14 protein-coding genes are annotated in these 11,686 nt (G+C 62.0%); 2 read left to right on the forward strand and 12 right to left on the reverse strand.

Annotated features, from left to right (window positions below; genetic code table 11):
- Nucleotides 1-5: 5 nt before the first annotated feature.
- From BW11_RS04525 to BW11_RS04575, 11 genes are all read right to left on the reverse strand, one after another.
- The gene (locus BW11_RS04525) at nt 6-1,343 is read right to left on the reverse strand and encodes a sugar ABC transporter substrate-binding protein (protein WP_140444818.1); all 1,338 of its coding nucleotides are present in this window, start codon (nt 1,341-1,343) and stop codon (nt 6-8) included.
- A 208-nt stretch (nt 1,344-1,551) separates the two neighbouring features.
- A complete protein-coding gene (locus BW11_RS04530) occupies nt 1,552-2,400 on the reverse strand; it encodes an HAD family hydrolase (RefSeq protein WP_140444819.1) in 849 nt (282 codons plus the stop codon).
- Between the two features lie 76 nt (nt 2,401-2,476).
- Nucleotides 2,477-3,934 carry a glycoside hydrolase family 1 protein gene (locus tag BW11_RS04535; RefSeq protein ID WP_140444820.1) on the reverse strand — a complete coding sequence of 486 codons (1,458 nt, stop codon included), beginning with the start codon at nt 3,932-3,934 and terminating at the stop codon, nt 2,477-2,479.
- 80 nt (nt 3,935-4,014) lie between these two features.
- Nucleotides 4,015-5,946: a beta-glucoside-specific PTS transporter subunit IIABC gene (locus BW11_RS04540; protein ID WP_140444821.1), complete on the reverse strand. Its 1,932-nt coding sequence runs from the start codon at nt 5,944-5,946 to the stop codon at nt 4,015-4,017.
- A 133-nt stretch (nt 5,947-6,079) separates the two neighbouring features.
- On the reverse strand, nt 6,080-6,955 hold the full coding sequence (locus BW11_RS04545; RefSeq protein WP_043166499.1) for a PRD domain-containing protein: 876 nt from the start codon (nt 6,953-6,955) through the stop codon (nt 6,080-6,082).
- Between the two features lie 601 nt (nt 6,956-7,556).
- A complete protein-coding gene (locus BW11_RS04550) occupies nt 7,557-7,823 on the reverse strand; it encodes a hypothetical protein (protein ID WP_140444822.1) in 267 nt (88 codons plus the stop codon).
- 330 nt (nt 7,824-8,153) lie between these two features.
- Nucleotides 8,154-8,519, reverse strand: a complete 366-nt coding sequence (locus tag BW11_RS04555; protein ID WP_140444823.1) for a hypothetical protein — start codon at nt 8,517-8,519, stop codon at nt 8,154-8,156.
- Between the two features lie 19 nt (nt 8,520-8,538).
- On the reverse strand, nt 8,539-8,904 hold the full coding sequence (locus tag BW11_RS04560) for a YccF domain-containing protein (protein WP_140444824.1): 366 nt from the start codon (nt 8,902-8,904) through the stop codon (nt 8,539-8,541).
- Between the two features lie 19 nt (nt 8,905-8,923).
- Nucleotides 8,924-9,178, reverse strand: coding sequence for a hypothetical protein (locus tag BW11_RS04565; RefSeq protein ID WP_140444825.1), 255 nt, complete (start codon nt 9,176-9,178; stop codon nt 8,924-8,926).
- Between the two features lie 288 nt (nt 9,179-9,466).
- Nucleotides 9,467-9,850, reverse strand: a complete 384-nt coding sequence (locus BW11_RS04570) for a DUF3592 domain-containing protein (RefSeq protein WP_258184542.1) — start codon at nt 9,848-9,850, stop codon at nt 9,467-9,469.
- A gap of 21 nt (nt 9,851-9,871) precedes the next feature.
- Nucleotides 9,872-10,288: a DUF3592 domain-containing protein gene (locus tag BW11_RS04575; RefSeq protein WP_107044464.1), complete on the reverse strand. Its 417-nt coding sequence runs from the start codon at nt 10,286-10,288 to the stop codon at nt 9,872-9,874.
- Nucleotides 10,289-10,513: 225 nt separating this feature from the next.
- Between BW11_RS04575 and BW11_RS04580 the strand changes: the two genes are divergently transcribed.
- On the forward strand, nt 10,514-10,900 hold the full coding sequence (locus BW11_RS04580; RefSeq protein WP_140444827.1) for a hypothetical protein: 387 nt from the start codon (nt 10,514-10,516) through the stop codon (nt 10,898-10,900).
- An 85-nt stretch (nt 10,901-10,985) separates the two neighbouring features.
- On the opposite strand, the gene BW11_RS04585 is transcribed toward BW11_RS04580, so the two are convergent.
- Nucleotides 10,986-11,264 (reverse strand): hypothetical protein, encoded by a 279-nt coding sequence (locus BW11_RS04585; RefSeq protein ID WP_140444828.1) that lies wholly within the window; start codon nt 11,262-11,264, stop codon nt 10,986-10,988.
- Between the two features lie 278 nt (nt 11,265-11,542).
- On the opposite strand from BW11_RS04585, the gene BW11_RS12025 reads away from it, so the two are divergent.
- Complete coding sequence (locus BW11_RS12025; RefSeq protein WP_375137631.1) at nt 11,543-11,641, forward strand: DUF1963 domain-containing protein; 99 nt, start codon at nt 11,543-11,545, stop codon at nt 11,639-11,641.
- Nucleotides 11,642-11,686 lie beyond the last annotated feature (45 nt).

The following is an 11,686-nucleotide window of genomic DNA, read 5'->3' on the forward strand; positions in this document are numbered from 1 at the left end:
GTCGATCACTCTTTCACGGTGAACCCTTGCTGCTTGCCGTAGTCGACGAGCTTGGACTGCCATTTGGCGACCGCGTCATCCAATTTGCCACCGCCTTGGAACACGGGGCCGAACTCGTCGCCGAACGCGGTCATCGCGTACCCCCAGAACGGCGGGAATGCGAAGGATTCCTTGACGTCGAGCGCGGACTGGGCGAGCACCTTGTTGTACTCCTGCCCGCCGAAATACTTGGACAGCTCGTCGCTGCCTTTAAGAAAGTCCTCATCTTCGAGGCGCGCCTTGTTGGACGGGAAGCCGCCGGCATCCGTGTAGGCGGCGATACCCTCCTCGTCATGGGAGACGAACTCCAGCCACTTCCACGCCGCCTTCTTGTTCTTCGACGATGCGGCAAGCGCCAGCGTGGAACCGCCGTTCGACGAGTTGATCGTCTCCGCCCCCGGCCAGACGGGCGTGGGCGCGACCCTCCAGTCGCCCGCCGCGGCGGCGGAGCTGCCGGCCAGATTCGCGGGCATCCACGCGCCGGTGATGACGGCGGCGTTCGTGCCATCGGCGAAGCTGCGGAACCATTCGTCGGACCAGCTAGGGATGTTCGTGGCGATCAGCCCCTCGTCGATCATGTGCTGCCAATAGTCGTTGACCTTTTTGATCGTCTCGTCGTTCTTCAGACTGATGGTGAGGTTTTCGCCGTCCATGGCGAACGGCTTGGCGCCCGCCTGCGCCCAGAACGCGACGATGCTGTTCGAATCGTTCGTATCACCACCATAGGAGCTGATGTAGTAATTGTCGCCGAGCGCGTGGATCTTCTTCGCAGCCTCGTAGAACTCGTCCCACGTCTTCGGCGGTTCGCTGATGCCCGCCTTGTCGAACGTGGCCTTGTTGTAGAACATGGCCATGGGGCCGGAGTCCATGGGCACTCCATAGATGCCGTCACTCACGTTCACCGAACTCCACGGGCCGGACGTGTAGTCGTCCTTCCAACCGCTGATCGGATAGGATGACAGATTCTCCAACGCTCCTTGGTATCCGTAGACGATCTGGGGGAGCGTCGAATACTCGAACTGGACGACGTCAGGCATGCCCGATCCGGCCTCGAACGCGTTGGTGAACGACGAGGTCGTCTTCGGCGCCGTGCCCACGTTCGTGAGCTTGATCGTGATGTTCGGATACTTCTTCTCGAACTTCGCGACCAGCGGCTTCAACGCGGGCTCCCACGCCCACACGGTCACCGTGCCGCTCGCCTCGCCCTCCGTATCCGCCGCCTGCTGCCGGGATGTGCCGCACCCCGACAACGCGACCATCGCCGCCGCCGCCACGAGTGCGACGGTCCGTCCTCCTGTGTTCATGATGTGCTCCTTGCCTTCACTTCATCGTGATCCCGGTATCCCCGATAAGGGGATGCCGCGCCGTCCCGGTTGCGTCGTCGCGTCCGATACGGTTGTTTTCCGATTGTAGTCTTCACGGCTTGGAAAAACAGGATTTGTCGCTACGAATATTTCGCTGTTCGTCCTGTTCTGTGGCGGGTTTTTCCGGATGGGGAGAATGGGGTTGGGGTCAGTGGGTGAGTCCGAGTTGGGCGAACATGCGGGCGATGCCGTCGTCGTCGACGTGCGGGGCGGTCAGGTCGGCGACGTGGGTGAGTTGCGGGGTGGCGTTGCCCATGGCGATGCCGATGCCGGCCGTTTGGATCATCTCAAGGTCGTTCTCGGAGTCGCCGAAGGCGATCGTATCTTCGACCCGGATACCATAGTGGGCTGCGACAGTGGTCAGGCCGGTGCCTTTGTCGATGCCGGGGATCATGCCTTCCCCGTTGGCGGGCGCGTCGAGGCCCATGGATCCTTCGACGATGTGCAGCCGATCGCCGACGAGCCGGCGGATCTGGTCGAGGGTGATCGTGGAGTCGGGTGGGGCGTGGAACGTGCATTTCGATGCCGGCATGATCTCGCCCAAGGGTACGCCTGATCGTGTGGCTTCCTGTCGTGCGGCCGTGAGGGATCGCCATTGGTCGCCCCCGTATCCGGGGTCGATGTCGCGTCGGATGCGTTCGATCAGTCGCAGGTATCCGGGTGACGCCCACAGTCCCTGGGAGGATTGCCACATGTGGTTGATGCCGAGCCGGTCGAACATGTCGGCGACTTGGGTCACGGTCGTCTTGTCAAGGAGCCGGTCCTGGAGGAGTGTGCCGTTGATGTCGATCCTCGCGCCGGCCGAGGAGATGATCCCGTCGAACCCGATGTCGAGGATGTTCCGGCCGATCTGCGGCAGGGCGCGCCCTGTGTCGATGAACACGTGGCATCCGTTGGTTCGGGCCGTGCGGATCGCCTCCACGGCCGATGGTGGGATGTGTTTGCTGCTGTCGCACAGGGTGCCGTCGATGTCGAGGAACACCAGTCTGCCTGTCATGCCCGTGATGTCCTTTCCTATAGGAGGGGCCGCCGGTCCGTGTCATTTCGGATCGACGGCCCCCTTATGCCGTTGCTTACAGGTTTTCGAGGTGTTCGCCGTTGGTGGTGATGACCCTCTTGTACCAGTCGTAGCTGTCCTTGCGGATGCGCCGGCCGGTGCCTTGTCCCATGTCGTCGAGGTCGACGTACACGAACCCGTAGCGTTTGGTCATCTGCGACGTGGACGCGCTCACGAGGTCGATGGGCGCCCATGCGGTGTAGCCCATGAGTTCTACGCCCTCGTCGACGGCCTTGCGCATTTCCTCGAAGTGACGTCGGAAGTATTCCACGCGATACGGGTCGTGGACGTGCCCGTCCTCGGTGAGCGTGTCCTTGGCGCCGATGCCGTTCTCCACGATGAACAGGGGTTTGCGGTACCGGTCGTACAGTTCGATCAGGGAGATGCGCAAACCGACCGGGTCGACCTGCCAACCCCAGTCGCTGGTCTCCAGGTACGGGTTCTTCACGCCGAGAACGGTGTTGCCGGGCGTGCGTTCCGCGTTCGGGTCGACGGACTCGGTCATGCTCATGTAGTAGCTGAACGACAGGAAGTCGACCGTGCCCTCGCGTAGCAGTTGCTCGTCGCCGGCTTCCATGACCGGATACCAGCCGTTGCGTTTCAATTCCACGCTTTTCAGACGCGGGTACGCGCCGGTGAGCATCACGTCGGAGTAGAAGTGGTTGTCGAGGTTCTTGTGCTGGGTGGCGGCCACGTCCTCGGGCGCGCAGGTGCGCGGGTAGGTTTCGAGCTTGGTGAGCATGCACCCCATCTTCGCGCCGGGGACCATGTCGTGGAGGAGTTTGGTGACGATCGCGGAGGCGACGAACTGGTGGTGGAGCGCCTGATAGCAGCAGCGGGTCTCCTCCCCGTCGCACAGTTCGGGGATGATGCCGGCGGTGATGAACGGGTGGCGGATGATGCTGTCGACCTCGTTGAACGTGAGCCACAGTTTCACGTCGTCACCGAACTCCGTGAAGCAGGTGCGGGCGAAGCGGACGAACAGGTCGATGACCCGGCGGTCGGTCCACCCGTTGTAGTTGAGGGCCAGGTGGAGGGGCATCTCGTAGTGGTGGAGGGTGACGAGCGGTTCGATGCCGAGCTCGCGCATCGTGTGGAACAGGTCCTTGTAGTAGGCGATGCCGGCCGGATTGGGTTCGGTCTCCTCGCCGGTGGGGTAGAGGCGGGTCCATGCGATGGACGTGCGGAACGTCTTGAACCCCATGTCGGCCATGAGCTTCAGATCATCCTTGTACGTGTGGTAGAAGTCGATGCCTCGACGTTTCGGATAGTACGTGTCATCCTTGTCGGCCATGGCGGCTTTGATACCGTCGAGGCTGACGTGCACGTTCCGCTTGTAGTCCTTGACGTCCACGTTCGGCTTGTAGGTGGCGACGTCGTCGACGGACATGCCCTTGCCGTCCTCGTTCCATGCGCCTTCGAGCTGGTTGGCGGCGACGGCGCCGCCCCAGAGGAACCCTTCGGGGAATCCCATGATCAATGTCCTTTCACGATAAATGATGTGTAGTGGGGGCCGCAGGGGGAGTGGCCCCTGCGGCCCGATGCGGTGGATGGTTACTTGGTGATGACGGTGTAGAGGGCGTCGCCGGTCTTGACGGGGCCTTCGTGCGTGCCGGTGACGGCGTAGCGTCCGCCGTTGGCGACGACGATCGGCGTGGTCAGGTCGTAGCCGGCCTTCGTGATCGCGTCCCTGTCGAACGTGAGCAGGAGGTCGCCCGCGTTGACCCGGTCGCCTACCTTGACGTTCGTGGTGAAGTGCGCGCCCTGCAGTTTGACGGTGTCGAGGCCGACATGCATGAGGATCTCGGCGCCGTTGTCCAGGGCGAGGCCGATCGCATGCCGGCTGTCCGGCACCATGCACACGGTGCCTGCGGCCGGGGCGCGCAGTTCGCCCGTGATGGGCGTGACCGCGAGGCCGTCGCCGAGGACCTTGCCGGCGAACACGTCGTCCGCGACCTTGTCGAGCGGGATGACGGTGCCGTCCATCGGGCTGGCGAGCTGCACGTCCACCACATCGGAGGCCGGCATGACCGTGGCCGTGGGCGCAGGGGTCGAAGCGGCAGAGGGGGCGCCGGCGGACACGGTGGCGGCGACGGACGTCTTGGCGGGATCCTTGAACAGGATGAGCGTGATGAGGAACGAGGCGAGGATGGCGACGGCGAAGCCGATGAACGCGTACGTGAGGTTGTTGGTGAGCTTGCCGTTCGGGTCGATGAACATCGGCATGCTCGCGAGGCCCGGGCCGACGGCGGTGAACGCCTGAACGCCGAGTAGGCCGATCGTGAGGCCGGCGATGCCGGAGCCTGCGACCACGCCGGTCATGGCGCGCTTGTGCTGCAGGGTCACGCCGTACAGGGCGGGTTCGGTGATGCCGAACAGGGCGCTGATCGCGGCGGACAGTGCGGTGGCCTTGAGGTTCTGGTCCTTGGTGCGCAGGAACACGGCGAAGCAGGCGCCGGATTCGGAGATGTTGTGGGCCAGGGAGGCGGGCATGTACAGCAGTTCGCTGCCGGCCTGGGCGAGGGCGGCGAGGGCGTACGGGATGAACGCCTTGTGCATGCCGATGGCGATGCAGAACGGCAGGACCATGGCCAGGAGCGCGACGGCGATGAACCCGAGCTTGCTGTACACGGCGAGGATGAACGCGGTCAGCAGGGTGCCGGCGTTGTAGCCGAGCGGGCCGAGCAGGAGCAGGGTGACGGGCACGACGATCACGAAGCACATCATCGGCACGAAGAATATGCGGATCGCCTTCGGCGTGTACTTGTTGAACAGGCGTTCCACGAAGTACAGGAACAGCACGGACAGCAGGGCGGGGAACACCTGGTACGCGTACGTGATGTTCTGCAACGTGAAGCCGAACAGCTTGGTGCCGCCTTCGGCGCTCAACGCGGCCGTGATGTTCGGGATCATGAGCGCGCTGACCGCGGAGATGGCGACGAGCTGGTTGATCTTGAGGCGCTTGGCCGCGGTCGCCGCCACAAGGAGCGGCAGGAAGTACAGGGGCGCGTCGCCGATCGCGAGGAAGATCGTGTACACGGAGCTCTTGGAGTCCATCCAGCCGAGCATGGAGAACAGGGAGAGCAGCGCCTTGAGCACGCCGCCGCCGGCGATGGCCGGGACGAGCGGCTGGAACACGGCGATGAAGAAGTCGAGCGCGGCCCTGCCCGCACGCTTCATGTTGAAACGGCCGGGCTTCGCGTCCGCGGGGGCGGCGGCCGCGTCGGACGGGGAGTCCGATCCGATGCCGGGCATTTTCATGATCTCGTCGTACACTTCGACGACGTCGTTGCCGATGATGACCTGGAACTGGCCTCCCATGGCCACGCCCAGCACGCCGGGCACTTGTTTGAGGGCCTCCGGGTCGGCCTTGGACTGGTCTTTCAGGGTGAAGCGCAGTCGGGTGGAGCAGTGTTCGAGCTGCTGCACGTTGCCTGTGCCGCCGACCAGTTCGACGACGGCCGACGCTGTCTTACGGTAATCCATGACGAACTCCTTTATTCGTGGAATGGTGGTGTGGTCTGCTTGTCTGTCGGTTGCCCCGCTCCCGGTTCGGGCATGGCTTGCGCCGGCCCATGCGGTCGGACCGCGTGGGAACAGGGTGTGTGTGGTTGATTCCTTATGCCGGTTGGGCGGTGGGGGAGTCGAACGCGTTGGGGCGGACGTCGCGCACCACGTTGGCGATGTGGTAGGCGAGGTAGCCTTTCTCGGCGTCGGTGACCTTGGCCTTGTAGTTCATTTCGATGAACAGGGCGATCTTCGACGCGCAGTCCGCGGCCTGCGGGTACTCCGTCAGGGAGAGCCGGTACAGCATGGTGTCCGCGTTCTCCTGGGATTCGCGCTTGTCGAGCACGCGTTTGACGAAGAACTGCAGGTGGCGCATGAACCGCTCGTAGTGCAGTGACGTCTCGTCGAACTCGATCGAGAAACGCACGCGGATGATCTCGAGGATCGTGGCGATGAGCCTCGGGGCGCGCATGGTCACGTCGAAGTCGTGGTTCATGGACGCGTTGACGATGTGCAACGCGATGGACCCGACCTCGCTGTCCGAGATGCGCACGTCCATGTGCCGTTCGATGATCGCCCTCGCCTTCGAAGCCAGGGCGTACTCCCGCCGGTAGATCTGCTTGATTTCCATGAGGAACGGGTTCTGCAGGACAAGGCCGCGCTTCTCGCGCTCCAACGACAGGCAGATATGGTCCATCAGCGTGATGTAGATGTTCTCGCTGAGTTCCAGATCGGACTCCCGTCGGATCATGGCGACGATCTCCTCGGTGATGGTGAAGTAGACGTCCGGGACCGTGTCGAGCAGTTCCTCGACCCGGTTGAGCACCGTCTTGTCCTCGGGCAGGAAACGCTTCTCCACCTTGGACTCGTCCAGTTCGTCACCGTTGCGTCGGTTGAAGCAGATGCCCTTGCCGGTGACGACCATCTCCTGACCGTCCTCGGACAGCACCACCGCGACGTTGTTATTGCAGACCCTGAGAATCCTCATCGGGCGACCTCCTCTCCACCAAGAGGGGAGACACGGACGACCGCACATGGCATACCGGGAGACACAGGGTTGATGTTCGGCATGATTCACCTCCTCGTCAAAAAGACTTCGTTATCTTTCTGTTCAAGAAGCCAGATCACGCCCACTGAAGGTAACAATTCTCAGCAACTTCGAAAGTGAATATAGCATGAACGCCGATATCGGGCAATCCCGGCGTGTCCACATGGGAAGGGCGGCATACTGGCCGTTTTAGTGCGGGTCGTCGTCCGGGAACCACAGGTTGAACGGGTCGGCGGGGTCGGGCCATCACACGTGGTCGTGCGTGCACGCCCACCCGTCCATACGCCCGTCGGGATCGTGGTGCATGGTCAGGGCGTCCGCAGTCGGCGCACCGCCATGCGTGGACGGGCAATGGCGGGGACGGGGCGCGCTTGGGATGGTGTCGCGTGACGCCGGTCGGTCGTGTGGTCGGGTTGACGTCGCCGTTCGTGAACGTCATGCAGATCCAGTTGTTGACGGCGGCCATGCGGGCGGTCAGGAACGCGTCATGTTCCCTTGAACGACCGGTTGGACACGTCCAATGCGATGAAGTCAAGGTCGGTCAACGGTTCTCCTTGTCGTCGGTGAAGTCGCCGAGGCCGCGCCCGTTCACCTCGTCGGGGAGCGGCTCGTCGCCCTGCGTGTGCAGGAACATGGCGCGCCCGTCGCGGCGGCGCACGCCGATGTAGGTGACGTCGAACCCGGCGCCGGGGTAGAGGGTGTCGAGCGCGTCATGCAGTTCGCGTCGCGCCCGGTATCTGCCGTTCGCCGTCCTGGACAGTCCTCCCGATCCCTTGTCGCGTCTCGTCGATTCGTTCCGTCGCGCCATTCGCGTTCCTTTCGCCGTGTGTCCCCGGGGTGTTTCCACGACCCCTTATGCGTCCAACGTCGTGTGACTATCGTGTGATTATCCGAGCCGAAAATAGCCGTTCTCAGCCAAAAATAGCCAACACGCCCATAATGGCGATACGAGGCGGAACCCTCGGAAACATTGACGTTCCAAGGGATGCGGGGGATTCGCCCAAATCCTTTCTGACATAACGTACATTATCGGCTAACTTGGTATAGGGTGAAATACAAGCTCTGTCATGGTTATTGCGCGTGCGTTATGTGCGGACCGTCGCATCGATTGCGCTGGGTATGCCACGTCGTCTTCCGTCTACCCCGGTATCACCGGTGCCGGGTCGATCATATCCGCCACGGCGAGGAATCCGATGAACGCAACCGGCAATGCGACTATCGCCAATATCCACTCGGCGAGCACACGCGCTATCCCGACGATCATGCGCCGACGCAATTCGGCTGGGTCAGCCGGTGCGTCATCCAGAAACGACATGAAGAATGAGATGATCCAGCAAAGCAGACCAAGCGCATAGCATATGAACGCCATGACTACGGCCGTCTGCCCCAGCTGTGCCACCATGTCGAAGAACGGCGGAATCCAGAACGCCGCGACCGGCGCAATCAGCGCGAAACCGGCGATGCGAAGACCGCGGACGATGAGAGACTTGCTGATGTGCGGCATCTTTAAGAAACGATACGGTTCACGCGTTCACGATCTCCGCACCGAACGGCCAGAGGGCGAGCTTGGCCATCTTGAACGATTGGATACCGAACGGGATGCCGACGATCGTCACGCAGTTGAGTAGTCCGGCGACCACATACCCGATCGCCATCCAGATTCCAACGAGCACGACCCAGATGATGTTCGCGAACGTCGATCCCGCTCCCCCGCCGTATCGCACGGTCTTGCCGAACGGCGTCAGGGTCAGTCCCGCCATCTTGAACGCCTGCAGCCCGAGCGGAATGCCGACGATCGTGACGCACAGCACGAACCCGATGACCGCCCAGCCGATGGCGATCTCGATGCCGCCGAGCACGATCCACAGAATATTGCCGATCAGTCGCATACGTGCACTCCCCCTGCCGTCACCGGTTCGCCCATGCGGCGGTCCAGTCCTCGGCGTCCGATAGACGGTCGAAGCTCTGATGCAGGATCCCATCCACACCGAACGGCTGGACCGGCATGTCAGCCGGGATCAGCCGGCGCGGCACCTTGACCGACGCGTCATACGGCAGGTTCGGCGAAAGCTTGGCGATACGTGCGGTCACACCATTCCTCGCTCCCGTCAGATGTGCGGCGAACGTGAACGGATGGGACTTGTCGATGATGAAATTCAACATGATGAAACCCCTTTCAAGAACAGGGTATGAAAGTCAAACGTAAACGGCGGGCATTCCGGGTGTCCCGTGGAAAAACAGAAAGCATTGTAGAAGTAGGAAGCGCCACGGACCCGTGCATATTCATGGAATCACCCGCGTAAGCGGAACACATTGTATATATGTCTTGCTTTTACCATAATCCAAGCCGGGGACGGCCGGAACGGACCTGAACACGAACAGGACGCATGCAATACGTACGCATACGCCGGCCGTCCACCTGTTCGGATTGCCGCGCCACCCGACTTGCAGCTATAGCAAAGCGATCGTCGACAATTCGACGCCGATCGCCAGCAGCGGAGCGCCAGCCCCTATCTTCAGCATCGGACCGACGTATGACGGTCGATCGACATCCAATCGCGCCGTATGCGGACGGGACGGGTCGCACACGACGGTGACGGTCTGGCCGGGGCGGAACCTCACGGTCTGGTCCCACCCCTTCGAAACGATCGTATATGGCACGCCTCGGATCAGATACCGGACCACGAGATTCCATGTGCCGTCACGCGTATTGCGTAGACGACGGACGATCACGCCGGTCATGGCCAGTCGGCATCCCGACCGCAGCCGACGCACACGGGCAAGACCGATGACACCGGCTGCAACGGGCATGGTGCCGATGAGCATGAGAACCACGCCCAAGGCGAACATCGGATCTCACGCACTGGCGGCGGCAAGCGCCGCACCGGCCACCAGACAGACTGCGCCCGCAGCCGTCAGAGTACGCGCCATGGACCCGATGTGTCGGTCGGCAGGCAGGTAGGCGACATCCGGATGAGTGGGATCATATGCCACGTCGGTACGCTCGTCCAGATGCATGTCAGGCAACCCGGCCGTGGCCGCGGCCAGCACCGTGCGTTCACGACCGTCGGCGTCATATCGGATTTCCGGCGTCAACGTGAGATTCCAGTCATTCTCATGCTCGACGAAGCGAATGACCGTGCCGCGCGTACGGGCGGTGCAACGGGAATGCAGCATGCGGATACGCTGCAGGACGACAAGTGCGATGAGTAGGACAATAAGACCGGCTGCGAACAGCACGCCACCGACGATGGCCGACGACGAACCGAACATGGCGAATCACTCCTTTGTGGGCTTTCATGGCTTATTCTTCCACATGATCTTGACTATGATCCTTCGGAAGATCAGCGCTCGACGTGATGCATCATGCGTGATGCATCACGCGTGACGTACGCCACAGTCGATTCGGGTGCGCGGAATGGGCGGATATGGGATGATTTAAGGGACGACGGCCGTGGTGGGAGCCGTCATACGGCACGATCGATAAAGGAATCGACCATGACCAATTCAATCAAACGTAAGTTCACCATTCTCGTCGGAACGACCGCGGCATTGCTGCTGGTGCTGGGCGTATCCGCATGCGGGACGACGTCCTCGCCCCAACCGGCGTCCGGAGGCACGCAGAACGAACAATCCACGTCGAACGGCGACGATCAGAATGACGTCGGCGATGAGTCGAATGACGATGCAGACGACGCCGACGATGCGTCGGACGATACGGGAGACGACACCAACGACGGTTCCGACGATCGGGATGATGACCAGGACGACGGCGATGACTCAGATGATTCGTCGGACGACGATGCCAACGATGATAGCGACGACGATCAGAATGACACCGACGACGATACCGACGACGGTGACGATGCGGATGACGACAACTGACCTTTCATAGGCGCCGGCCGTCCCCCGCGATCGATCTCGATCCGACGAGACACAGTAGGTACATGGCCCGTCGGATCAAGATCGATCAGGCCGCGATGGTCTGACGCAGTGATCCGGTGAGCCGATCCGCCCAAGCGCAAGCCTCGTGCAATCCGGCGAAGGAGCCGTGCACGATGACGCGTTTCTTGTCCACAGTGGACTCGTCGCGTGTGACCATCTCCGGCAGCTCATAGAACCCCGGGATTACCACCGTCACGTCATAGGCGAGACTGGGTGCCAGGCGGGTGATCTTCGCGGTGACCCCGGCGGGGCCGCCGATCATCGTCGCCGCATAATCAAGATTCGTATGCTGTTTGACGAACATAGTGTGAACGGTAACAACCCATTGTTACGTAGCGGCCGACACATATCCATAATGTCGTCCATATCACATGACATGTCCACATTGCGCACATCCACAGCGCATACGACGGATCAGGAGCTGACGGCACCCGCGCAGTACCAGTACGATTCGACGCGATTCCGCGTAGACTGGAACCGTACCGGATACTTCGGGAAGGGAACCGGCATGGACACAAACAATGATGTGACGACGATGACCTCGTCCAGCTCGCCCAGATCGACAGCATCGAATTCTCGATGATGTTCGGCGACAACGGTATCGGCCACATCCTCATTCCCCGCGACGCGTTGCGCGCCTGGGACCTGTCCCGCGCCGTCTATCAGTGGGACTGCTACTGAATCCTGCTGTCGAGGCTGCCGACACACACCACAGACAATATTTCT

It is taken from the genome of Bifidobacterium sp. UTCIF-38, from assembly GCF_006454495.1.
GTDB classification, from domain to species: domain Bacteria; phylum Actinomycetota; class Actinomycetes; order Actinomycetales; family Bifidobacteriaceae; genus Bifidobacterium; species Bifidobacterium callitrichos.

Coding starts and splice junctions, on each gene's coding strand:
- BW11_RS04540 (WP_140444821.1), bottom strand. CDS start 5,946: ATGGATTACCGTAAGACAGCGTCGGCCGTCGTCGAACTGGTCGGCGGC.
- BW11_RS04585 (WP_140444828.1), bottom strand. CDS start 11,264: ATGTTCGTCAAACAGCATACGAATCTTGATTATGCGGCGACGATGATC.
- BW11_RS04575 (WP_107044464.1), bottom strand. CDS start 10,288: ATGTTCGGTTCGTCGTCGGCCATCGTCGGTGGCGTGCTGTTCGCAGCC.
- BW11_RS04565 (WP_140444825.1), bottom strand. CDS start 9,178: ATGTTGAATTTCATCATCGACAAGTCCCATCCGTTCACGTTCGCCGCA.
- BW11_RS04545 (WP_043166499.1), bottom strand. CDS start 6,955: ATGAGGATTCTCAGGGTCTGCAATAACAACGTCGCGGTGGTGCTGTCC.
- BW11_RS04555 (WP_140444823.1), bottom strand. CDS start 8,519: ATGCCGCACATCAGCAAGTCTCTCATCGTCCGCGGTCTTCGCATCGCC.
- BW11_RS04550 (WP_140444822.1), bottom strand. CDS start 7,823: ATGGCGCGACGGAACGAATCGACGAGACGCGACAAGGGATCGGGAGGA.
- BW11_RS04530 (WP_140444819.1), bottom strand. CDS start 2,400: ATGACAGGCAGACTGGTGTTCCTCGACATCGACGGCACCCTGTGCGAC.
- BW11_RS04535 (WP_140444820.1), bottom strand. CDS start 3,934: ATGGGATTCCCCGAAGGGTTCCTCTGGGGCGGCGCCGTCGCCGCCAAC.
- BW11_RS04580 (WP_140444827.1), top strand. CDS start 10,514: ATGACCAATTCAATCAAACGTAAGTTCACCATTCTCGTCGGAACGACC.
- BW11_RS04525 (WP_140444818.1), bottom strand. CDS start 1,343: ATGAACACAGGAGGACGGACCGTCGCACTCGTGGCGGCGGCGGCGATG.
- BW11_RS12025 (WP_375137631.1), top strand. CDS start 11,543: ATGTTCGGCGACAACGGTATCGGCCACATCCTCATTCCCCGCGACGCG.
- BW11_RS04560 (WP_140444824.1), bottom strand. CDS start 8,904: ATGCGACTGATCGGCAATATTCTGTGGATCGTGCTCGGCGGCATCGAG.